The organism is Micromonospora sp. CPCC 206061 (assembly GCF_036906915.1).
Lineage (GTDB): Bacteria > Actinomycetota > Actinomycetes > Mycobacteriales > Micromonosporaceae > Phytohabitans.
The window spans coordinates 37,443-60,725 of the sequence record NZ_JBAKHX010000045.1 but is presented as its reverse complement, the minus strand read 5'-3'; the positions used below and the strand labels follow the sequence as shown (position 1 = coordinate 60,725).

Here is a 23,283-nt window from a genome sequence, read left to right as displayed (position 1 = left end):
CAGGACAACGGCGTGCGCTATTCACGACGCGCCGCACCACCCACGGAAGCGTCAGGAGAGCCCCAAATAAGGGCCACGGGTGGCGAGGAGGTTGCATCGAGCGCTGATCCAATCCGTCTGGACCCTTGCAGCCCCGAGGACCTCGTGCGAGGGGATCGGGGTGGACGCGCCCTGGTGTGGATAGTGGGGCGGGGCATGATCGGTGATTAGGTCGCGGACCTGCCCGGCCAGGAGGCGGCCAGGCTGGGCATGAGTGGACGGTCACCTCTCGATGAACGCCGCGTAGTATTCGAGACTGACCCGGACGGACCGATCCGCGATACGCCCGTCGCCGCGTCGAGCAGCGCAGGCGATGGACTAGGGCCTTCAGGCGGCGCTAGAACTGATCCTGACCGAACGGGCCGGTGCGGACCATGCCGAACCGGCCAGCGATCTGTTCCCCGCGATGACCATGTGCTGGCGGATGCGTCTCTGCCCGTGATCGTGGGCTGTGACGGTTGGCGGCAGCGTTGCCCGTAGCGAGGTAGCGGCCCATTCGGACGGGCGCACCGCCGTGGCGGGCGTTACCACTACGGATGATCGACAGCCAAGCGGGCGTGGCCGCAACTGGCCGTCGAAGGCTGGGCAGCTGGTCGGCGGGATCGGCTGGTAGCAACGACATGCCGACCACCTCGACGGAGGTCGTCCTCCCGGAGAGCCGGCATGGGGTTAGTTAAGGGTGCGCATCGCTCGTGCTGAGGATGTCGCGGTGGTCAGTGTCAACGACGTTCGAGGCGGCGGCGGGCCTCCTCGGCCGCGGGGTCGCCCACGTCCTCGTAGATCCGCACGGCCTGGCGCCAGGCGGCAGCGGCAGCGGTCCGGTCGCCCATCCCTTCCCGGGTGTCCCCGAGCCGGATGAGGGTCTCCGCCTCGTGATACCGGTCGACGGAGTCGCGAAAGAGTTGGATCGCCTGCTCGTAGCAGTCGGCCGCGCGGTCGCGTTCGCCGAGGCGGTCGTAGGCGAAGCCGAGGCTGTCCAGCGTCGCGGCCTGGCCGTTGCGGTCGTCGCTCCGTCGTTGCTGGGCGAGTGCTTCGGTGCAGCTCTCGATGGCCTGGACATAGTCGCCGGTGGTGGCCAGCAGCCAACCGATCGCGTTGAGCGTCCGGGCTTCCCCCGAGCGGTTACCGGCCAGCCGGTAGAGCCGCAGCGCCTCGCGACCGTGTGCGAGCGCCTCGTCGAGCCGGCCGTCCAGGTAGCAGAGTTCGCAGTAGTTGTGCAGCGTCTGGGCCTGACCAGTCGGATCGCCGAGGCGTTCGTGTAGCTCGAGTGCGCGCTTCAGCCGGTACTCGGCGGCGTCGTGGTCGCCGAGTCGGGTCAGTGCGCGGGAGAGCAGCCGGTTGGCAGCGGCCTGGCCGGCGAGGTCGTCGATCTTCTCTGCGGCGGCCAACGCGACCTGTTGGGTGGCGAGCTGATCCTGCCACAGGCCGCGCGGTGCCAGGAAGGTGTTCAACGCCCAGGCGATCTGCCAGGCGTACGCTTCGAAGCCGTTCTCGGCGGCCTGCCGGACCACCCGGATCAGCACCCGGTGCTCCGCCGTGAACCAGGCGAGCGCGCCGTCGTGATCGGTGACCGGCCGCCTGGCGGGTACGGGCAGCGGCGGCACCGGCTCGATCGGAGGCCACTGCGGCTGGAGCAGCAGGGCCGCCGGATAGGCGGCGTGCAGGTAGTGGTCGTACAGGCGCTGTCGGGCGGCCGCGCGTTCGTCGGCGCGCTCCGACGACTCCGCCAGCTCGGCCGCATAGGCCCGCAGAAGATCGTGAAAGCGTACCGGCCGGGCGTGTGCTCGGCCAGCAGATGGAGTCGGGTCAACTCCCGCAGTCGCGGCGTAACGGCCGCCGTCGACACGCCGGCGAGCGCTGCGGCCGCGGCGGCGGTCAGGTCCGGTCCCGGATGCAGCCCCAGCAGGGTGAACAGCCGGGCCGCGTCCTGCCCCAGGGCAAGGTACGACCAGGAGAAGACGCGCCGGACGTCGCCGTCGGCCAACGCGTCCAGCCTCGCCTCGGCTGAGTGCAGTTCGGCGGCGATGGCGCCGAGCGGAAACGTGGGATGGGTGGCGACGCGCGCCGCCACTATGGACAGTGCCAGCGGGAGCCGGCCAGCGGCCTCGACGATGTCGGCCACCGCAGCCGGTTCGGAGGCGAGGCGGCTGGCGCCGAGCCGGCTGGCGAGCAGGCTCATCGACTCCTCGGCCGTGAGCACGTCCAGCGTCAGCGGCGCGGCGCACTCGGCGGCGATCAGGCTGCCGAGCCGGTCGCGACTGGTGACCACGACCATGCAGCCGCCGGCACCGGGCAGCAGGGCGCGAACCTGGGCGGAGTCGCGAGCGTTGTCGAGCACGACGAGCATCCGGCGGGAGGCCAGCAGGCTGCGGTAGAGCCCCGTCCGGGCCTCCGCGCCGGACGGTATCCGGGCGTGGGGCACGCCGAGCGCTTCGAGGAAGCCGGACAGGGCGTCGGGCGGGGACACCACGCCGGCTTCGTCGTACCCGCGAAGGTTCACATAGAGCTGGCCGTCGGGGAAGCGGTCGGCCGCCCGATGCGCCCAATGCAGCGCCAGGGCGGTCTTGCCGACTCCGGCCATGCCGGACACCGCAGCGATGACCACGCTGGTCGGCCCCTGCGCCCCGCCGGCCAGGAGCGCGTCGAGGCTGGCCAGCTCGGCTCTGCGGCCGACGAACTCCGGCACCGCACGCGGCAGCTGCTCGGGGCGCTGGATGAGCGGCCCCGGTGCCGTGCCCGGCGCCGGCCCGTCTGGCCCCGGTGGCGGATGCGCTGCCAGTCCCGGGCGGTGATGCAGGATGTCGTCGTACAACTTGGTGAGTTCCGGCGCGGGATCGAGGCCGGTCTCCTCCGCCAGCGCCTGCCGAGCCTGCCGGAAGGCATCCAGCGCGCCGGCCACGTCTCCGATGCGGTACAGGCCCACCATCAGCTGGCCCCACGCCCGCTGCCGCAGCGGGTGCCGGTCGAGCAGGGCACGCAGCCGGCGCACCACGTCGGCCGGCGCGCCGAGCGCCAGCACCGCCTCGGCGTAGTCCTCCTCGGCGAGCAGCCGGCGCTCCTCCAACTGCGCCACCCGCCGGGCCAGCGCCGGCCGCAGCGGCAGGTCGGACAGCGAGTCCCCACGCCACAGGCCCAGCGCAGCGGAGAGCTCGGCCTCGGCCCGGTCCGCATCTGAAGCGGCGAGAGCGTCGCGGCCCCGTGCCGCCGCGGCGTCGAACAGGTCCAGATCCCGCTCGCCCGGCCCCACCCGGACCAGGTAGCCGCCGGCCGCAGCGGTTATCCCCTCCCAGGGCGCCCCGCCGCCCAGCGACTGCCGCAGCCCGCGTACGTAGGTGCGCAGGTTCGCCGCGGCCGACGCCGGCTGTTCGTCGCCCCACAGCATCGCGGCCAACTCGTTGGAGCCGACGACCTCATTCGGGCGCAGCAGCAGGGTGGCCAACAGGAGACGTTGCTTCACCGAGCCCAGCGGAACTGGCTGGCCTTCGCGGTACACGCGGAGCGGACCGAGGAGGTCGAAACGCACAGGCACCTCACATGTGGCGCTGCTATCTGTCACCAGGTGCACCGCACCCGGATGACGGGGGCGGATCGGTGATCTATACGCCAGTTGTGCGGCGATTGTACGGGCCCCACCGTACCGTTCTACCGTCCGCACTGCCCAATCGAGCTTCATGCCCTGGATGCGCAACGACGCGCGAAGCCCAAGCGGGACCGTTTAACCACCCTGCGCGGCCACCGTCGCCTCGTCCTGCCGGGCCGGCTGCGTGGCCGGCCACCGGAGAGCCGACCTGCCCAGCATGTCCTTTTGTCATCGTTCCGACAAGTAACCGAGGAGATTGATGTCTTCGCACCGCTTCATCTGCCGCCTACTCCGTCAAGCCGCCGTCCCAGCCGTCGGCGTAGCGTTAGCCCTCGGCATGAGCGCCACGCCGGCCGCGGCGAGCGGCTCCTACAGCGGCCGGGCGTTCGTTTACGGCAGCGGCGGGGTATCTGATGACTTCGATGACGAGGGCGTCGTCAACGTCACCACGCACCGCTCCTCAAACGTTGCCTGTCTGTGGCAGACCATTCTTTGGGCAAATGGTTACCTGCCCTCGTCCGGGATTGATGGCGTCTTCGGCGACCAGACCGATGCCGCAACGAGGAATTTTCAGCGCGACAAGGGCCTCGTCGCGGACGGCTCCGCCGGCCGGAACAGCTGGACAAAGGCGGGCGACAGGATCTCGCAGCACGACAACCAGAACGGGTGGCTGTATGTGGTGTTTGACGGGGTGACGGGTTCTAGGAGCCCGTACAGCTCGCACGATTTCGTGTTGCAGCGTTCGCCCGACGGGAATTACAGGTTCTACCCGCCTCAGAGCGGGGGCCCCTATTGGGCCGCCTACAACTCCCGCACCTGCTGACCTCGCCCTCGCCTGAGCCACGGTAATCCGGGCCTTCGTGGGGCCCCGCCGGCCCCGGGACGCCCAGACACATCATCCGACCGTGCTCTTACCACCTGCATTTCGGCGAGGCAGACGTTGGCAGTGACCGAGTTGGATGGTCTCGAACGGCCGCAACGCAACCACGGTCAGGCTGGGCACCGATGAGCCGTCTCGCCGAGACTCTCAGCGCCGCATGGTAAGCGGCAACTCAGCGCGGCTGCGCGGGCACGTGGCAGGGGGCAGCGGCCCGCGTAGTGCGCGGCAGGGGAGCGCCAGGTACCTGGGTCCACGTCGGCCTCCTGGGTGCTGTACGCAGGTCGGCGTGCTGGCGTTCCACTGGAAGTCGGCGGCCTGGGTGGTGACGCCCAGGCCGCCGACGCAGGCAAGGCCGGGCATGTGAGGGCCCGGCGTGCTCGGCTTGCCTTCGACCGCCGTCGGAGACTGCTATGACAACATGATGGAATCGTTCTGGAGAACTCTGCACCTAGAGATCCTCGATCGCAAGAAATGGAAGATCCGCGATGAGCTTGCCAACGCAATCTTCGAATGGATAAATTGCTGGTACAATCCGGTAAGACGCCATTCCAGCCTCGGAATGCGCAGTCCCATCGAGTTTGAGAAGCTCCGCACCCCGTCTGATCACGACCGTTGACCCCACACCTCGGGTGTCCGGCCTACGGGGGGAAGCTCACCCAGCGCGACTGAGTCCGTATCTCGCGACCCGAACCCAGGACCTCTGACGGTGATCAACCGACAGTCGGCTCAACACCCTCCCCGGCCTGGATCTCCAGCACAGCATCCACGCCCGTGACCGCGAGCAACCGCGTAACTATTGGCCGACCTGTACTCCTCGGGGAGCGGCGGCGTGCAGACCGTGGGCCCAGTTGCGCAGCCACGCCGCGGCAGGGGCGACGTTGCCGAACATGTCGTGACCGAGCTCCGGGCGCACGGACGAGGCGCCGGTGGTGAACAGGATCGTGCACGCCGCCGTCCACCTGACTCGTCGGCTGCGCGCCGGCATGGCCGCGAGGGTCGTACATCACCGGATCGCGGCGTCCTCGAACCCAGACGCAGCCAACCCGCCGTTCGTTCACTGAGGGCGGTGATGGTCATCGATCCCTGAGGCACGTAACCTGGGAAAGCGGTCATGTACACCGCCACGTGATGGCCATTCGTTGAACGCCGGCCGTGACACTGCGTCGCAGATGGCCTTCCCCACGGTAGACGTGGCGGTTGACCTGATCGTCTGGCACTCCAGACCCGAGGAGGCAACCCTTGCTAAGCAGAATGGCAGCGATCCTGTCCACCCTGGCACTGACCATCGCGATGGCGGCATCCGCCGCACCGGCCGCGGCGGCACCCGCCATCGAGTATGTCGCCACGATAAACGTCGGCAGCGGCAGCAACGTCGAGTACTTCCGGATCCACCTGGTCCAGGCCACCGACATCACCGCCGCGTTCGCGAACATGAACAAGCAAAGCAACCGGCATCCGAACGGTCGCATCGTGCGCACCGGGCCCGAGCTCAACATCGGCTACAGCTGGCACATCGACCCGAACGACGTGAACTTCGTCGACGTCAGCATCGCGGCCTGCGACCGCCGGCCATCCGAAGTGGAACGCGGCGCGCTCGCCAGCGGCCGGTACTGCCCCTGGTCCGCGCGGGTAGTCCAGATGACTCCCCTCCTCTAGCGACGGACCGGCGTCAACCAGCCTGGGCGAGCCCGGGGCCGAGCACGGCCATTAACACCGGCCCAACCCGCGAGGACCTCCATGGCCACCAGCCCGACCCAACACGACCACAACCAACCACTGCCACTACTGCTCAAAATCGGCGAGGACTTCCTCACCACACCAGCCCAGCCATCCGCGCGGTCGGGGCCGTGGGTCTGTCAAACCAATGGCTCTGGCACAGAGACGGTGGTGGGGTCTGTCCTTAGTGGTCGGAGGCGGTAGGGCACACTCCGTGCTGGTGTGCCTCCGACGTGATCAAGATGTTGTTGCCGCAGCTGTCGACGTTGTTGATCGACGAGGTCGTGGAGGATGGCGGAAGGCTGGTCGTACGAGCCAGAACGTCATCGGTCGCGGTGGCCTGCCCGCAGTGCGACCGACCGTCGCAGCGGGTGCACGGGTATCAAGTTCGCCGTCTGGCGGATCTGCCGGCCGCTGGCCACGCGTCCCCGGTTCTGGATTCGAACTCCTGCCTCAACTGGAGGCCGTATTTCGGGCCCTCGCTGAGCAGGGCCAGCAGGGCGTGCCGGAGTGTCATACCGAGTATGATACTCAGTATATGTCCTCGTCATCATGAGCGGCAGGCTTTGCATGGAGGTGCAACAAATTCCGGATATTCTCCGCGCGGTGCGGTTCTTGGGTTGTGAGTGACGAATCGACGGCTCTACCTTTCCTGCCGTTCATGCACGTGGGAAAGGGGTCCTCGTGACCGGTCGGAAACGCCATGTCGGATTGCTGCTGTGCGCGATCCTGGCCGGTGGTGTCCTCGTAGCTTCGCCGGAATCCGCGCAGGCGGAAGAGCTCCCGGCGGTGCCGTGTCCGGAGTTCGACGGTCCACCGGCCGCGGACGACGAGTTCACGGCCTACCAATATGCCTTGGCCTGCGACGTGGACGTCGAGGTGATGAGCCTGCGCGACGTGGACCGCCAGGTGTTCGCCACCCCCGAGGACGAGGGCCGGCTGAAGGCCCACGTGGCGGTCGAACCCACCTGGGTGAAGAACGCCGCAGGCACCTGGGTGGACATCGACCCGACGTTCGTCGCGCGGGCGAACGGGTCCGCGGCCTCGGCGGCGACGCTGATCGGGATTACCGCCGGTGCCGGAGGTCAGAGCACGTTCGTGACCGCGGCCGATCCCGGCCGCGGATCGCTGTCGCTGACCTGGCCACTGGGCGCCCTGCCGACCCCGGTGCTCAGCGGATCGGTGGCCACCTACCCGGAGGTGCGGCCCGGGATGGACCTCGCGGTGCAGGCCGAGGCGGCGGGCTTCTCGTGGGTCCTAGTGCTCAAGACCCCCGAGGCGGCCGACGATCCGATCCTCAAGGAGATCGCCATCGGGATCCAGTCGGACGGGCTGTCGGTCGTCGAGGACCCCGAAACCGGCCGCATCGATGTCGTCGACGGCGCCGGTGAAGTGGTGTTCGAGGCCGGTCAGGGCATCATGTGGGACTCCACACCGCCGAGCGGACAGACCGCGGGCGCGTCGGCCTTCTCCACCACCACCGAGACCGCGGCGGCCGAGGACCCCAGCCAGATCGGCGACGTCGCGGTGGACGTGACCAAGAGCGGCATCACCCTCAAGCCGGACGTGCGGATGCTCGCCGACGACTCGCTCACCTTCCCGGTCTACATCGACCCGCCGTTCACCTCGACCCGCAAGGCGTGGGCCAACGTGTACGCGGGCTCGCCGAGCAAGGGCTGGACCGGTGATACGAGCTGGCCACGGTCGGGCGGCATGCGGGTCGGCTACAACACCTGGAGCGACTGCGGTAACGGCTGCGGACTGTGGCGGTCGGTCATCACGCTGAACGTCGGGAAGCTGAAGGGCAAGTACATCGACACGGCTGCCGTGAAGGCGTTGCAGACCCACACCGGCGGCTGCGGCACCTACGGGTTGCAGCTGTGGCGCACCAAGCAGATCTCCAACGGCGTCTCGTGGAACGGTGTGAGCTGGCTGTACGGCAGCCAGTTGCAGACCAAGAACCTGCCCTCGTCCAACGCGGCCGGCGGCTGTTCGGGTACCACCAACGAGTGGGTGTCGTTCGATGGCGCGAACATCAAGAAGCGGATGCAGTCGGCGGCTGACGAACGCGACGACACCATCTCGTTCGGCTTCCGTTCGTCCAGTGAAGGCGACCGTAACGCCTGGCGGCGTATCCAGACCAAGTCGGTACGCCTGGAGGTGACCTACTACATCTATCCGCCGAAGCCGGACCAGCTGGCGATCGACGGCGACGACTGCGTCACGAGCCCGTCCGCTACCCGGTGGGTGACCTCCCGGAAGCCGACGCTCTCCCTGCGGGCGAAGTCGTCGGAGTCCGAGTCGGTGTACGTGCGGATGCGCATCCGCAAACAGGGTTCGGACACCGACTTCGCCGCGTACCGGACCCCGGACGCGGTCGCGGCGTACTCGCCGCTCAGTTGGCCGTTGACCACCTCGCTGCCGGACGGGGCATACACCTATTCGGCCCTTTCCGAGGCAAGGCAGTCGCCGGCGGTGAACTCCGGCTGGACCGCGCCCTGCTACTTCAAGGTGGACGCCACCCTGCCACTCCAGCCGACCGTGGCCGCACGGGAAGGCCCGTACACCGAAGGCCAGAACGTGACGTTCACGCTCGCCTCGTCGGACCCGGTCGCGGGCGGCGTCTCCTCGGGGCTGCGCAGGTACGAGTACTCGTGGAACTCGCCGATCTTCAGGCAGTCGGCGACGCCGTCGTCGCCCACGATCACCCGCGTGGCCTCGGCCGGACGGCACGTGCTCTACGTGCGGGCCGTCGACGGCGCGGGCAACCGGTCACTCACACGGGTCCACACCTTCTTCGTCGGCAACAACATCGTGGCGGCGCCAACGGGCATGTGGCGGTTTGAATCCGAGGCGTTCGACGACTCCGGACTCGACCACCACCTGACGATGGCCAAGGGCAGCGGGCCGCTGTACGGTCCCGACAACACCGGCCGTGCGGCGTCTGCGGTGGAACTCGACGGCGGCTCGTGCCTGACCGGCAAGGCCCCGGTACGCACCGACGCGGCGTTCAGCCTGGCGCTGTGGGTGCGGATGGACGCCGAGCCGGAGGCGTACGCGAAGATCCTGACGCAGGGCAACACGGCGCATTCGGCGTACCAGATCCAGTACTCGACCGCGACCAAGATGTGGTCCTTCTCGCTGCTGAACACGCCCGGCACCGACGCCGACTGGATCAGCGTGAGCGCGGTCAGCCCGGTCGCCTTGGGCCAGTGGCTGCACATCGCGGCGGTCTACGACCCCGACGGCGACCGGCAGCGGCTGTACTTCAACGGCAGCCTGGCCGCCGCGCAGGGGGTCCGCTTCGCGCCGTGGAACGGCAAGGACACGTTCAGCGTCGGGTGCCTGCGGAGCAGCGGCGGAGGGACCGGGCACTTCCTGGACGGCGCGATCGACGGACTCGGCATCTGGCAAGGGGTGCTGTCGCCGACGCGGATCCAGCAGTCCATGACCGATCTGCCGGAAGGGACGGAACTGGCCCGCTGGGAGTTCCGCAACGGTGGCGAGGACACCTCGCGCTACGACCACCCAATCGTCATTCCCGCGAACGTCACCGCCGGCTACGACCGGTTCAACCGTCCCCGCGGCGCGGTCGACCTGGGCGGCCAGAGCTGCCTGGAACAGCCGGGTGCGACCGTCCCGATCGACAGGTCGTGGTCGGTGTCCACCTGGGTCAAGATACCGGCGGCCACCGGCACCCACACCCTGGTGTCGACGATGAACGACACCGCCACGGCGGGCTTCGAACTGCTAGCGAAGCCGACCACGACCGGCGGCAACCTGCAATTCTCCGTCATGACCACCAACGCGGGCGGTGTCCGCAGCGGGGCGGCTTTCGGAAGCGTGGCCCCCGGCGGGTGGCACCACGTGGCGGCCGCTTTCGACCTTGCCGCCGGTGTCCGGCGGCTCTATGTGGACGGTGAGCTCGTGGTGTCCTTCGCGTGGGGCAACTTCGCGGCGCCCAACGCCGGTCACGTCCTCATCGGATGCACGAAGAGGATGCTCGGCGAAACGCTCCGGCGAACGGACTACCTGCGCGGCTCACTGCAGGACGTGCGGCTGTGGCGTGGCCCGCTCGACGCCGACGACCTCGTGGCGATGATGGGGTATCCGCCACCGGACTTGAGCGGCCGATGGCGGCTCGCCTCCGGCGCTGGCACCGATACGTCGGGCAAGTCCCACAACGTGGTCCTAGAGGGCAGGACCCAGGTCACCGACGGAGCCAGGTGCGAGCCGGACAACGCGATCGAGCTGACCGGCGCCGGCTCCCTGGCGACCACCGGTCCCGTGGTGGCGACCGACGATTCGTTCACCGTCTCGGCCTGGGTACGCCTCAGCCGCCTCGACACCGACATGACCGTCGCGTCGGCGGTCGGCCAGCAGGCCACCGGATTCCTGCTGCGTTACAGCGCGAGCCTGCGTCAGTTCGGGTTCGTCATGATGAACACGGACACCGCCGACACCTCGTGGCTGACCGCGTACGGCGGTCCGGCGCCCGCCGTCGACACCTGGTACCACCTGGTCGGCGTGTATGACATCGCCGGCGGGAAGCTGCACTTCTACACCAGCGGCCAGCTGATCACGACCCGGGACGGCGGCCCGGCGACTCCCTGGAACGCCACCGGTCCGCTGGTGATCGGCGCCACCGGAATCGCCGACGGATCACGGGCGCGGCGGCTTCAGGGCGCCATTGACGACGTGCTCGTGTGGCAGGGCGCGCTGCCCGCCGAAGCCATCGCCGACATGTCGGCGGCGCCGATCCCCATGTGCGTCGACTGATGACGGGCCGACTGATGAGGAGCATGACCATGTCTCGCAGGCTTGTCGCTGGACCGGTCGCCGCCGTGCTGGTCGCGGCCCTGATCGTGACCGGCTCCCCGGCTGCCGCCGAAGACGGGTTCTCCCGCAGCCCGCAGCCGTTCGACTCCACCCCCGTGCAACCGGTGTCCGGCGCCGGTTCGGCGTTCCAGGACACCGCGGCGAACTGGAACGGCGGCGCGGCCGACGCGGTGGGCGCGTCGGGCAGCGGCGACTGGACCGCCACCGATCTGTCGCACGCGGGTTCGTGGACGCACGGCGGATCGTCCGGCGAGTTCACCTACAGCTACGGCATGCGGACCCCGCCGGCGGCCGGGCCCACGCCGGGACTGAGCCTGGCGTACTCGTCGGCGTCGCACGATGGGCGGACGTCAGGGACCAACAACCAGGCGTCGTGGATCGGCGACGGCTGGAGCTACTCGCCCAGCTTCATCGAGCGCACCTACGTGTCGTGCGGCGCCGAGTCCGAAGAGGACGGCAACCAGGGTAACGACCCGACCGGCGACTTCTGCTGGGAGGGCGAATCGCCATCGCTGACCATCTCGCTCAACGGTGCCAGCGGCTCGCTGGTCCGCGACGACGAGACCGGCAAATGGCGAGCCGCCGCCGACGCCAACATGCGTATCGAGCCGGTGGGCAGTGCGGCCAGCGCCAGCGCCGCGTCCACCGAGCGATGGGTGGTGACCACGACCGATGGCACCAAGCACCATTTCGCCTCGGTCGCGTCGAGCCGACTGACCGTGCCCGTGTTCGGCAACCACTCCGGCGAGGCGTGCTACAAGTCCGGCGACTTCAAGGGTTCGCGGTGCGACCAGGCGTACCGGTGGCTGCTGGACTCCAGTGTGGACGTACACGGCAACCTGATCCGCTACACCTATGGCACCACCACCGGCCGGTACGCCGCGGCGGTGTCGGCCGACACGACCGCCACCTACCTCCGGGAGGCCTGGCTACAGAAGATCGAGTACGGTCTGCGCAACGGCTCGACCGCTGGTCCCACCGCCAAGGTCGAATTCACGACCGCCGACCGCTGCCTGTCGGACTGCCGTGACGCGAGCAACAAGCCGAAAAAGTCCAACTGGCCGGACACTCCGTGGGATCTGGACTGTAAGTCGAGCACCGGCTGCGAGACGTACTCGCCGGTGTTCTTCTCCACCAAGCGGCTGACCGGCGTGACCACCTACGTCGCGAACGGGACCGGCTTCCGCAAGGTGGACTCCTGGGCGCTGACCCACAAGTTCAAGGACTACGGCGACGACGAGCAGGTCGTGCTGTGGCTGGCCACCGTCCGGCACACCGGACACGTCGGCGGCACCGCGACCGAGCCGCCGGTCGCGTTCGGCGGCACCTTCTACGAGAACCGCGTCGACCTCGGCGAGGCGTGGCCGGCGGTCTGGCGGCCCCGGCTGACCTCGATCAAGAACGAGGCCGGTGGCGTCACCACGATCAACTACTCGGAGCCGGACTGCGGCCGCGGCAACGTGCCCGCCGACCACCACGCGAACAGCCGCCGCTGCTATCCGGTGAAGTACACCCCAGAAGGGCTCAATGAGCCGGTGGACGCGTACTTCCACAAGTACGTCGTGCGGTCCGTCGCCGAGGCCGACGCCTCCGGCGGCGGCGCCGTGGTGTGGCGCTTCTACGACTACTCCACGGCGGGCGGTGGCGTGTCGGCGCTGTGGGCCTGGAACGACGCCGAGTTCGTCGAGGACGACGACCGGGACTGGAACCAGTGGCGCGGGTACGCCGAAGTCACCACCCGCGTCGGTGACCCGGCCGACGCCGGGGCGCAGCAGCGGTCGCGCACCCGCTACTTCCGCGGCCTGAACGGCGACAAGCAACCCAGCGGCACCCGATCGGTCAGCGTGACCGACTCGGACGGCAACACCGCCGTCGACCACCGGTCGCTGGCCGGAATGGTGTGGGAAACCGCCACCTACGACGACACCACCATCATCGGCTCCACGACCACCCGGTACTGGCACTCCCGGACCGCGGTCCGCACCTATGACGGCGGGAAGGTGGAGGCGTTCCTCACCGCCGCGCAACGCGTCGACTCGCGCACACACCTGACCGGATCGTCGTGGCGGCGCACCCGCACCCAGAACACCTTCGACGCGTACGGGCGGGTGCTGACCGCAGAGAGCAGCGGTGACCTGGCAGTCACCGGCGACGAGAAGTGCGAGCGCACCACGTACGCCGACAACACGTCCGCCTGGCTGCTCGGCTCGGTGGCGACGATCGACGCGGTGTCGGTGACCTGCTCGGCGACGCCGAACCGCCCGGCGGACCTGCTCGGTTCGGTGCGCGCGTACTACGACGGGAACACCTCGTACACCGCCGCTCCGACGCGGGGCCTGATGACGAAGGCCGAAGCGCTCGACTCCTGGAACAACGGGGCCGTGTACGTCACGACCGGCTCGTCGACGTTCGACGCGCTCGGCCGGGCTCGGACCGCCACCGACGCACTGGGCGCGACCACGACGACGACGTACACCCCGGCCGGGGCAGGGCCGGTGACGCAGACGACGGCGACCAACGCCGCCGGGCACGTCATGACCACCACGCTGGAGCCCGCGTGGGGCGCGACCACCAGGACGGTCGCGCCCAACACGGGTTCGACCACGGTCACCTACGACCCGCTCGGCCGCACGACGGCGGTGTGGACCCCGGGCCGGGATCCGGCGACCGTCGGGGCGACGAAGCTGTTCAGCTACAAGGTGTCGCAGACCGAACCGTCGGCGGTCACCACGAAGACGCTGCTGCCCGACGAGACGTACCTGACCGCGGTCACGCTCTACGACTCGCTGCTGCGCGAACGCCAGACGCAGGCCCAGACCTACGGCGGGCGGCTGATCTCGCAGACCGTCTACGACTCGTACGGCCGCACGAAGGTCAAGTCGGGGCCGGTGTTCAACAACCAGTCGGGACCGACCACCGCCCTGGTCTGGATCTCGGCGACCAACGACGTGTCCCGCACCGAGTACGCGTACGACCAGGCCGGGCGGGTCAGCGACGAGATCTTCCTGATCAAGGGCACCGAGCAGTGGCGGACCAGCCATCGCTACGGCGGCCACAACTCGCAGTGGATGACAACGACGATCGCGCCAGAGGGCGGCATCTCGACCGCGACGCTGAGCGACGCCCAAGGGCGCGCGGTCGAACTGCGGCAGTATCACAACCGCGACGCCACCGGCGACTTCGACGCGACCACCTACGCGTACACGACGAACGGGAAGCTGAAGCAGGTCACCGACCCGGCCAAGAACACCTGGCGGTTCCGGTACGACCTGCGCGGACGGCAGACCGTCGTGGACGACCCGGACACCGGGCTCACCACTCGGGCGTACAACGTGGCCGGGCAGCTCACCTCCACCACCGACGCCAACGGCGCCAAGCTGTCCTACGCGTACGACACGATCGGGCGGCCGACCAAGGTGTGGCAAGGTGCCGCGAACACCGGCCAGCCGCTGATCGAACGGACCTACGACGGCACGACCCGCGGCATCGGCCACCCGTACGCGTCGACCCATTGGATCGACGGCCAGGCGTGGAAGAGCGAGATCCGCAAGTACACCCTCGACGGCAAGCCGCAGCAGGTCTACACCTACCTGCCGGCCGCGGCCGGCGACCTGGCCGGGACCTATTGGCAGTCCTACACCTACTACCCGAACGGCTCGTTGCTGACCTCGACGGCGAGCGCCGCCGGTGGGCTGGCCGAGGAAAGCATGAACTACTACTACGACGCGATGGGCCAGCCCACTCGAGTGACCTCCAATGGCGACGACTTCGGTGAAGGCCACGTCTACGTGGACGCGGCCGTCTACTCGCCCTACGGGCAGCTGTTGCAGCGGCGGCTCGGCGACCCCGACGACGTCGGCGGGATCAGCGGGCAGGCCTGGCAGACCTGGATCTACGAGGAGGGCACGGGCCGGCTGCGCGAGTTCTACTTCGACAAGGACGCCGCCGACTCCGAAAGCGCCACGAACAACGGCGTCGCCGCCTTGTCCTACAAGTACGACGACGCGGGCAACGTGCTGTCGATCACCGACAACCCCGTGCACACCTCCCCGGAACTGGATCCGGAGACCCAGTGCTTCCAGTACGACCACCTGAGCCGGCTGACCAAGGCGTGGGCGCAGGCCGGGACGAGCGCGTGCGCGTCGACCCCGACCGCAGCGGCGGTCGGCGGGCCGGGCGCGTACTGGTCGAACTACGAGTACGACCTGACCGGCAACCGGGTCGCCGAGACAAAATGGAGTCCGGCCGGGTCCGTCAAGAACCAGTACGCTTACCCCAAGCCCGGTCAGGACCACCCGCACGGGCTCACCTCGGTGTCACCCACGACGGGTGGCGCGTCGACGGCGTTCACCTACGACGCCGCCGGCTACACGACGAAGATCCAGCGGGGCAGTGAGGTCGACTCGCTGAGCTGGACTGCGGCCGGGCGGGTCGCGACGATCGCGGGCGGCGACGGCACCACGAAGTTCTTCGACGGCGCCGACGGCAACCGGCTGCTGCGCGTCGACCCGAACGGCGACATGACGGCGTGGGCAGCCGGCTACGAGCTGACCTACACCGCGGCGACCGGCACCGTCGCGGCGACCCGCTACTACCAGCACGGCGGTGGCGTCGTCGGAATCCGCGTCGGCCGTGGCGACATCCAATGGCTGGCCAGCGATCACCACGGCACCGGCCAGTGGGTCGTCAACGGCGACACGCTCACCGCCACCGTGCGCCGTTACGACCCATTCGGCAACCCGCGGTCGGCCAGCTCGTCGGGCTGGCCCGATCAGCGCGGCTTCATCGGCGGCATCGACAACGCCGACGTTGGGCTCACCACGATCGGCGCCCGCGAGTACGACCCGACCGCGGGCCGGTTCATCTCCGCCGACCCGATCGCCAACTACCTCAACCCACAACAGCTCAACGGGTACGCGTACGCGTCAAACAACCCGATCGCCAAGTCGGACCCGAGCGGCCTTTACGAGATGGCCTGCAACGCGGACTTTGGGTGCAAGGATGCGGGCGGCCCTGGCCCCAACACCCCCGCCGGAACCGGCGGATCGGGCGGCGACTCCACCTACAACCCCGGCCCGGACGGCTGTAGCGGCAGCGCGTGCTCGGACAGCATGTCGCTCGCGTGCCAGAGCACTGCGGACATCATGGGCAGCATCAACGGCTCGTACTCGTGTCCCCGGGACGACACGGAGGTTCCGTACAACTCACTGGAGATTCCGGACTGCGAGTTCGCGGGAGACACCGAGGAATGTGATCGCTACTCCAGCGCCGAGTCCGCGGTGTGGCTCTGGACCGCCCTGTCGTGCTGGTCCCACTTCGCGGGCAAGACCAACGGGCTGGCCTGCGATCTGTACAACCACTACATCGAAGCGACCGGCGCCGACTACTACCTCCTCACCGTGGACATGCTGATGGAGGCGCCCGAGTTCAGCGGCAGCGTCAACGGCACCCTCCACGAGATCGACCAGATGGCCCGGGACATGTGTGCGGCCCCACCGTGCTCGTACTCGTTCGACTCCGGCTGGATCGCGATGGAGTTCCAGGAGGACCAGAGCGAGGGGTTGTACTACGGCCTCCGGGGGATGACCTACCAACTGGAGGGCTCGGTCACGGTGACAGGTGATTCGACGACCGTCACCTACACCACGACCGCGTACAAGTCCTGGAACTTCGACCCCGACGAGCAACTGCAGGGGGTGCCCTTCGCTCCCATCGCCGACGCGGCGGGGTATGGGCTGGCGCAGGAGTTCGCCGTGGTCAGCCGCAGCACCTGGGATACCGTGCGCTTCTCACCGCATTCATAGGCCCCGCCCTGAACCCACCGGCCCCGAGCCCAGCCTGTGGGTTCCGATAATAGGGTGAGCGCTATGCGGCCTGCGTGTATTCGTGGATGACACCGCCGAGTCGATCTCGACGAAGGACGCGGACGCTGCGCTCACCAGCGGGGTGGGGGATCCGCCTCTAGGAGGCGCTGGCCGCCGCGGCCGTGGCTACCGCGGGAGAACGTCGTACCCAGCGCCGGAGCAGGATCGCTGCGCCGCTGACCGTGAGGATCAGAGCGACGATCGCCAGGGATGCCTGGGACATGAGCACGGAGAGGTCGTCTAGGGAGCTACCACCTAGATAGCCGGCCAATACGTACGAGGTCGACCACGCCAGGCCCGCCGGCACGCTCCACCGTGCGAATCCCCAGGCGGAGGTTTCCCCTTCGCCGACTAGGCGGGGTACGAGAGTCCGGGCACCCATGATCCAGCGGGCCAGGAAGATCGTCCGGCCGCCGTGGCGGGCGACCAGCCGCGCGGCACGCGGGCGGTGGACGGTCCCGATGGACCGCTGGATTCGGCCGTACAGGCGGGTCCAATACCGGTTCGGCTTGCCGCTGGCCAGGTGGCCAACGGCCGGGGACTGCTGCGTGGCTGGCCTGCGTCGTGCCTGCCGTCGTCCGGCGAGGTAACCGATCGCGTCACCGCAGATGACCGCCGCCGCCGCCGCCGTTGCCAACACTACGGGCAGCGGAACCACCCCGGTGTAGGCGAGAAATCCCAGTACCAGTGCCGCGGTGACACTGGGAAGGACGACGCCGGCGAGCAGCGCCGGTTCACCGATGAGGATCGCCGCCGCGACAACCAGCTGGATCGGTGCGGGCGGGGTCGTCAGGATACTCAGGACGCTGGTCATAACGGTTCACTCCAATGTGGCCGGTCGGGCATAGGCGTCCGTGCCACAAGACGATCATCGGTGTCGTCTTGTGTGGGTGCAGGACATATCAGGGGCCCTACGCCGCCTGCGGCTGCTTCGGCTCCGTCGGTGCGGGCGTGTCCAGGACTGAGCGGGTGACCAGCTTGGCGATCGCGGTGACGAGTCGGCGGGGGCGTCGAGGTGTCAGGTGCGCGTTGAGGGAGTTGCCGAGGCCTGGTACGACGTACGCCCGGTCGCGGTCGAGGGCGGCGAGGGCGGCGTGCACGACCGTGTGCGCGGGCATCATTTTCCCGCCCAGGGCGGCTCGTTCGCCGACTGTGTCGAAGAAGGAGGTCCGGGTCGGGTCCGGGCAAAGCGCCAGTACACGTACGCCGCGGCCGCGGTATTCCGATCGCAGCGCGAGGCTGAAGTTGAGCACGAATGTCTTGCCCGCGCTGTAGGTGGCGAAGTAGGGCGAGGGTTGGAATCCTGCCGTCGAGGCGACGTTGATGATTGAGCCTTGGCCCCTGGCGAGCATGCCGGGAACGAGGGCGCGGGTCAGGCCGACGAGGGCCACGACGTTGACCATCAGTTGCTCCTGGTCCCGCCCGCCGGGGATCTGTTCGAACCGGCCGGCGGTGCCGAAGCCGGCGTTGTTGACCAGTACATCAATGGTGAGCCCGGCGGCGGCGAGGTCCGCGCTGATCCGGGCTGTGGCGTCCGGTGCGGTGAGGTCCTGGACGATTACATCGACCCGTACGCCATGCGTGGCGCGTAGGTGCTCGGCGTGTCGTTGCAGCCGGTCCGCGGAGCGGGCCACGAGGACGAGATTGTGTCCTCGCTCGGCGAGTTGGGTGGCGAATTCAGCGCCGAGTCCTGCCGACGCCCCGGTGACGAGGGCAGAGGAGAGTGCGATGACCAGGCCCTTGCGTGCCGACGCCGAGCGCAGCGTGCGCTCGATCCTGGAGGCTGCCGACCGAGTGCTCAGCGCCAACCCAGCCGCGTCGTTGGAGCAGGTCGCCGAGGCCGCTGGGGTGGCTCGCACGACGATCCACCGGCGGTTCGCCAATCGGCAGGCGCTCGTAGACGCCATGGCCGCCATGGCCGTGCAGCAACTGATCGAGGCCATCGAGTCCGGCCGGCCAGAGACAGCGCCTCCGCTGGTGGCGTTGCATCAGATCACCGTCAACGTCCTGCGCACCAAGGTCAGCTGGGGGTTCGCGCTCGGACAGTCGGCCCCTTCCGGCTCAGTCGTCGCCGAGATGCAGCAGCGGGTGGTACATCGTTGCCTGGAGCTGTTGGGTCGGGTGCGGGACCTCGGCGTGCTCGACGCGCAGGCAGATCTCGACTGGACCCGACGGGTGTACTACGCGCTCATCGGCGAGTCCCTGCACGGCGACGACACCGAGATCGACCCCGATGTCCTGGCCAGTCGGATCATCGACACGCTCCTATACGGCGCCGGCCCGCGACAACATGGTTCCCATCGAACCGCCGCTATCGTCAACGACCACCGCGAGCTTGACGGAGTTCAGTGAAGCCAACCGTCGTTCTCCAGACTTCGGCCGTCTCAGTGTGACGGCGGACCGGGTCGATTCCGCCAACGGGTTCCGGTTCAGGTACAGCGGGCTCCGGCCGGATCCGATGGCTCGCCGCATCATTCGCCAGTGCAGACGACGCATGTCCCGCACAAGGGGTCGTCGGTTCGAATCCGGCCGTCCCGACACGACACAAGCCCCGACCTGCGGAAACGCGGTCGTGGCGTTTGTATTCTTCGATTGGTTGTGGGTCAACCCCTCGAAACCCTCCGCTTTCGACAGACGCGGTAGCCCGGTCGTCCAGCACGACCGCGTCGGCTAGCTGAGACACGCGCCGGCCACAACTCCGTACCGTGATTGTTCGATTGCGCGTCGTGATAGTGTCCGTGCCGTTGCGCCTGCGTGACTTCCAGATGTGTCAACGACGGCACCCCTCGCCGCCCGCTGAAGGATGTTCATATGCGAGGGGAAAGAGATGACCGGTCCGCCCGTTGTCGGCACGAGGCTAGCTGGCCACGCTACGTCGCGGGCTACAGCTGGGAGGGTGGAATTCACCCGCGTTGCGGAAGCAGTCGGTCGAGGGCGGGCCCGGGTGGTTGTGCTGGAGCCGCGTACCACGGAGTGCCCGCCGGACCGGCTGGACGAGGAATTCGACGTCGCGTTCCGCCTGGCCTCGTCAATGGAACCCGAGCAATTGCACGCGTTACTTGCTCAGTGCCGGCCGAGGTTATTGCTGGTGAAAGGCTCTCTCGACAGTATCGATGCGCGGCTGACAGCGGTGTGCCTGGCGCATGACGTTGAAATCATGATTCTGGCCAAGCCTGTCTACGGCCTGCTCGGGCCGGCGCGTGTGCGCCGGTTCGGTGGGCTGCCGTGGCTACGGCTGAGGTGTGGAGCCGGCCGGCCCGGTCACGCGCGGGTAAAGAGATGTCTCGACCTGGCGTTGGTGCTGCTGAGCCTGCCGCTGTCGATACCGCTGATGCTGCTGATCGCGGGCGCCGTCAGCACGAGTGGCCCTCCGCTGTACCTGCAGCGCCGGGTAGGCGAGGGTGGCCGGTTGTTTCGGATGGTCAAGTTTCGGACGATGCATGTCGGCGCCGAACGGGAAACCGGTCCAGTGCTGGCCGGTCCGAACGATAGCCGAATAACCCGAGTGGGGCGCCTCATGCGTCGGTCGCGGTTGGATGAGCTACCGCAACTGTGGAATGTGCTGCGGGGGGAGATGAGTCTTGTCGGCCCGCGTCCAGAGCGGCCTGAGTTCATCGCCGATATCCGGCTGCAGCTGCCAGACTACGACCTGCGGCACCACATCCGGCCGGGCCTGACCGGGATCGCCCAGCTCACCGGAGGCTATGCGGCCACTGTCGAGGAGAAGCTCCGCTGTGACCTGCTCTACCTGAATTGCCGATCGTTGCGGCTAGACCTGTCGCTGCTTGTGCTGACGATCCTGGATCTGCTCCGCGGGTTCCGGCGTGGCTGATCCGAGTTCGACGGCGATATCGACATCGACTGCGACGGCTGGCCGGCGGATTGTCCACAATTCGTTCAGCATGCTCGTCGCCCGTGCGGTCATGGCCGGAGCCGGTCTCGTGTCGCTGCCGGTGGTGTACCAGCGGCTCGGCAGCCGAGAGTTCGGCGTATGGGTGTTGCTGTGCAGCCTGATGGGCGTCTTGTCGCTCGTCGACCTGGGACTCGGTTCCGCACTGGTACGCGAGGTCGCCGAGGCGGTCGGCGGGGCACAACACACCCGATTGCCTGCCTTGCTCGCGCTGGGCCTTGCCTGGGCGGTGTTTGTCGGGTTGCTCGCCTTGGTGGGGTCCGTGGTGTGCTGGCCGTCATTGGTCGGGCTGTTGCATCTCGGTGAAATGGCTGGCGAGACGTGGCAAGCCACGCTGTGGCTGGCGCTCGGACTGCTGTTCAGCGGCATCGAGATGCCGTGGCGGTCCATTTTGGAAGGAACACAGCGGTACACAGAGATCGCCTGGATAACCGGCATCGCCGCGGTGTTGGGTGCCGGACTCGCGATCCTGATCATGCGTCTGGGTGGAGGTCTGGCGGCTCTGGCGGGCACGGCGGCGGCGACCAGCGCAATACGAACCGTGTCGATGGCCGTGACCGCACGACGGTGCCACCCGTTGTTGGCCCCGAGCATACGAGCCATCCGGCGAAGCGACCTGCGGTTTGTGCGAGGCTATGGGCTGCGGGTACAGGTGAGCAGCGCAGCATCGGCGGTCAACACCGAACTGGACCGGCTCGTCCTTGGCAGCTTCTTCGGCCCGGTCACCACAGGCAGCTTCGATGTAGGCAGTCGGCTCCTCAATCTGCTACGGCTGCCACCTGGCGTCGTCCTCATCGCGCTCTTTCCCGTGGCGGTGGCCGGCGCGACCAGGAATGGGCCTGATTGGCTGGATCGGTTTTATCTCATCACGACCAAATATGTGGCGTTCTTCGTCGCGTCCGGCGCTGCTGCACTTGTCGTATGCGCGGATCCACTGGTGCGGCTCTGGCTGGGCCATGAGGTCGCGCTGGCCGCCGCCAGCATCGCGATTCTGGCACCCAGCTATGCGCTCAACCTGGCTGCGGGCGCGGCAACCATCGTCACCCGTGCCGAGGGGCGTCCGGGGCGGGAGACCCGATACGTGCTGATGTCAGTTGTCCTCAATGTCGCGCTGACCATCCCGCTGCTACAACTTCTCGGTCCAGTCGGGGTGCCGCTGTCCACGGCGTTAGCGGTCATGCTGAGCACCGGCTACTTTCTCGCCCACTTCCATCGCGTCACACGGCGACCGATCGAGCCTCTACTTCGGGCGATGGTGCCGCCGATAGCGGCCGCCGTCATCGCGGGCGCGATCGGCTGCCTTATGGCCCCGCACCTACCGGACGGCCCTGGACGAATGGCTGCGGGGCTGGCCGTGCTCTGCCGGTCCTGGCTCACGCTGCTTGTCGCCGCCGCGCTGCTTGTCGCCATCGGGTTTGTCGACGCACGGGATTGGCGGCGGCTACTTGCCCTGCTGCGTAACAGAAAGCAGTACGTCGCAACGACAACCCAGACGAAGTCTGGCGTCCGATGACGACTCATGTGGATCTCACGGCGTGCCTGGTCTGCGGGTCAGGGCCGGACAACCAGCCTGTCCTAGGTGTCCTGCGGCGCTGCGCGTCCTGCGGATTTACCTGGACCAGCCAAGCCATGGCGGCACCGGCGGAGCTTTACGACCAGGCGTACTTCGGTGGCGGGGGCTACGAAGACTACTTCCTCGCCACACCACGTCGTTTTGAGGCGTCTCGGCGGTTGCGGTGGTTGTTGTCGGTGGTGCGGCCGTCGTCGTTGCTGGAGGCGGGTCCGGCGGGTGGGTTTTTTCTTGAGGCGGCGCGTCGGGTCGGGATTTCCGTCGCGGGTGTCGAGGTGTCGGAGGTGGCTGCTCGGTTCGCGCGCGAGGAGCTGGGTGTGCCGGTGCGGCAGGGGTGTTTCGAGACGGTAGCGCCGGTTGATCCGGTGGAGGCGGTGTGCGCGTTTCACGTGTTGGAGCATGTGGAGGATCCGCGGGTGTTTCTGCGGGCAGCGCGGGACGCTCTGGTGCCGGGTGGCTGGTTGGCGTTGGAGGTGCCGAACATCGCCTCGGCCGCCGCACACCGGCTCGGTAACGCGTGGGCGGGTCTGCAGCCGCAATATCACCGTTGGCATTTCACTCCCGAGTCGCTCGTCCGGCTCGTGACCGCGTCGGGCTTCCGGGTAGTCCGCCAGGATACGACGGTCTTCCGGTACTACATGCCGGCCTGGTACCGGCTGCGCCACATCCGGCAGCTGCTGCCCGCCGACTGGATGGACATCGGCTCACCCCGGCTCACCCACCCCCGGCTCGGTGACCTGCTGCGGCTCGTCGCCCGGCTGACGCACAACGATAGGGCAAACTGATGACAACCGATCAGATGGAGTCAGTCCAGTGCCTGCTTTGCGGAGAGGCCGGCGGCGACAGCCCCGTTCTTGGGGGGCTGTTGCGGCGCTGCGCATCCTG

At 68.3% G+C, this 23,283-nt stretch carries 14 protein-coding genes; 9 read left to right on the top strand and 5 right to left on the bottom strand.

Going from position 1 to position 23,283, the window contains the following annotated elements:
- Positions 1–758 precede the first annotated feature (758 nt).
- Complete coding sequence (locus tag V6V89_RS26225; RefSeq protein WP_334622015.1) at positions 759–1,643, bottom strand: tetratricopeptide repeat protein; 885 nt, start codon at positions 1,641–1,643, stop codon at positions 759–761.
- On the bottom strand, positions 1,556–3,496 hold the full coding sequence (locus V6V89_RS26220) for an AfsR/SARP family transcriptional regulator (RefSeq protein ID WP_334622014.1): 1,941 nt from the start codon (positions 3,494–3,496) through the stop codon (positions 1,556–1,558). Before V6V89_RS26220 ends, V6V89_RS26225 begins: the two co-directional genes overlap by 88 nt.
- Before the next feature lie 460 nt (positions 3,497–3,956).
- Here V6V89_RS26220 and V6V89_RS26215 point away from each other — a divergent pair, with 460 nt between their 5' ends.
- Entirely contained in the window at positions 3,957–4,442 is a 486-nt protein-coding gene (locus tag V6V89_RS26215) for a peptidoglycan-binding domain-containing protein (protein WP_334622013.1), read from the top strand.
- 430 nt (positions 4,443–4,872) lie between these two features.
- Positions 4,873–5,115 (top strand): integrase core domain-containing protein, encoded by a 243-nt coding sequence (locus V6V89_RS41840; RefSeq protein WP_442935217.1) that lies wholly within the window; start codon positions 4,873–4,875, stop codon positions 5,113–5,115.
- Positions 5,116–5,292: 177 nt separating this feature from the next.
- Here V6V89_RS41840 and V6V89_RS26210 read toward each other — a convergent pair whose 3' ends face one another.
- Positions 5,293–5,484: a hypothetical protein gene (locus V6V89_RS26210; RefSeq protein ID WP_334622012.1), complete on the bottom strand. Its 192-nt coding sequence runs from the start codon at positions 5,482–5,484 to the stop codon at positions 5,293–5,295.
- A gap of 266 nt (positions 5,485–5,750) precedes the next feature.
- Here V6V89_RS26210 and V6V89_RS26205 point away from each other — a divergent pair, with 266 nt between their 5' ends.
- From V6V89_RS26205 to V6V89_RS26195, 3 genes are all read left to right on the top strand, one after another.
- The gene (locus V6V89_RS26205; protein ID WP_334622011.1) at positions 5,751–6,155 is read left to right on the top strand and encodes a BP74-related protein; all 405 of its coding nucleotides are present in this window, start codon (positions 5,751–5,753) and stop codon (positions 6,153–6,155) included.
- 744 nt (positions 6,156–6,899) lie between these two features.
- A complete protein-coding gene (locus V6V89_RS26200) occupies positions 6,900–10,994 on the top strand; it encodes a LamG domain-containing protein (RefSeq protein ID WP_334622010.1) in 4,095 nt (1,364 codons plus the stop codon).
- Between the two features lie 29 nt (positions 10,995–11,023).
- Positions 11,024–16,858 (top strand): RHS repeat domain-containing protein, encoded by a 5,835-nt coding sequence (locus V6V89_RS26195; protein WP_334622009.1) that lies wholly within the window; start codon positions 11,024–11,026, stop codon positions 16,856–16,858.
- Between the two features lie 157 nt (positions 16,859–17,015).
- On the opposite strand, the gene V6V89_RS26190 is transcribed toward V6V89_RS26195, so the two are convergent.
- Entirely contained in the window at positions 17,016–17,732 is a 717-nt protein-coding gene (locus tag V6V89_RS26190; RefSeq protein ID WP_334622008.1) for a DedA family protein, read from the bottom strand.
- Positions 17,733–17,829: 97 nt separating this feature from the next.
- On the bottom strand, positions 17,830–18,726 hold the full coding sequence (locus tag V6V89_RS26185) for an SDR family NAD(P)-dependent oxidoreductase (RefSeq protein ID WP_334622007.1): 897 nt from the start codon (positions 18,724–18,726) through the stop codon (positions 17,830–17,832).
- Between V6V89_RS26185 and V6V89_RS26180 the strand changes: the two genes are divergently transcribed.
- From V6V89_RS26180 to V6V89_RS26165, 4 genes are all read left to right on the top strand, one after another.
- Positions 18,647–19,270, top strand: a complete 624-nt coding sequence (locus V6V89_RS26180; protein WP_334622006.1) for a TetR/AcrR family transcriptional regulator — start codon at positions 18,647–18,649, stop codon at positions 19,268–19,270. The genes V6V89_RS26185 and V6V89_RS26180 overlap by 80 nt on opposite strands.
- Positions 19,271–19,862: 592 nt before the next feature.
- The gene (locus tag V6V89_RS26175) at positions 19,863–20,750 is read left to right on the top strand and encodes a sugar transferase (protein ID WP_334622005.1); all 888 of its coding nucleotides are present in this window, start codon (positions 19,863–19,865) and stop codon (positions 20,748–20,750) included.
- Positions 20,743–22,341 (top strand): lipopolysaccharide biosynthesis protein, encoded by a 1,599-nt coding sequence (locus V6V89_RS26170; protein ID WP_334622004.1) that lies wholly within the window; start codon positions 20,743–20,745, stop codon positions 22,339–22,341. The genes V6V89_RS26175 and V6V89_RS26170 overlap by 8 nt, the downstream gene beginning before the upstream one ends.
- Before the next feature lie 116 nt (positions 22,342–22,457).
- On the top strand, positions 22,458–23,183 hold the full coding sequence (locus tag V6V89_RS26165; protein ID WP_334622003.1) for a class I SAM-dependent methyltransferase: 726 nt from the start codon (positions 22,458–22,460) through the stop codon (positions 23,181–23,183).
- Positions 23,184–23,283 lie beyond the last annotated feature (100 nt).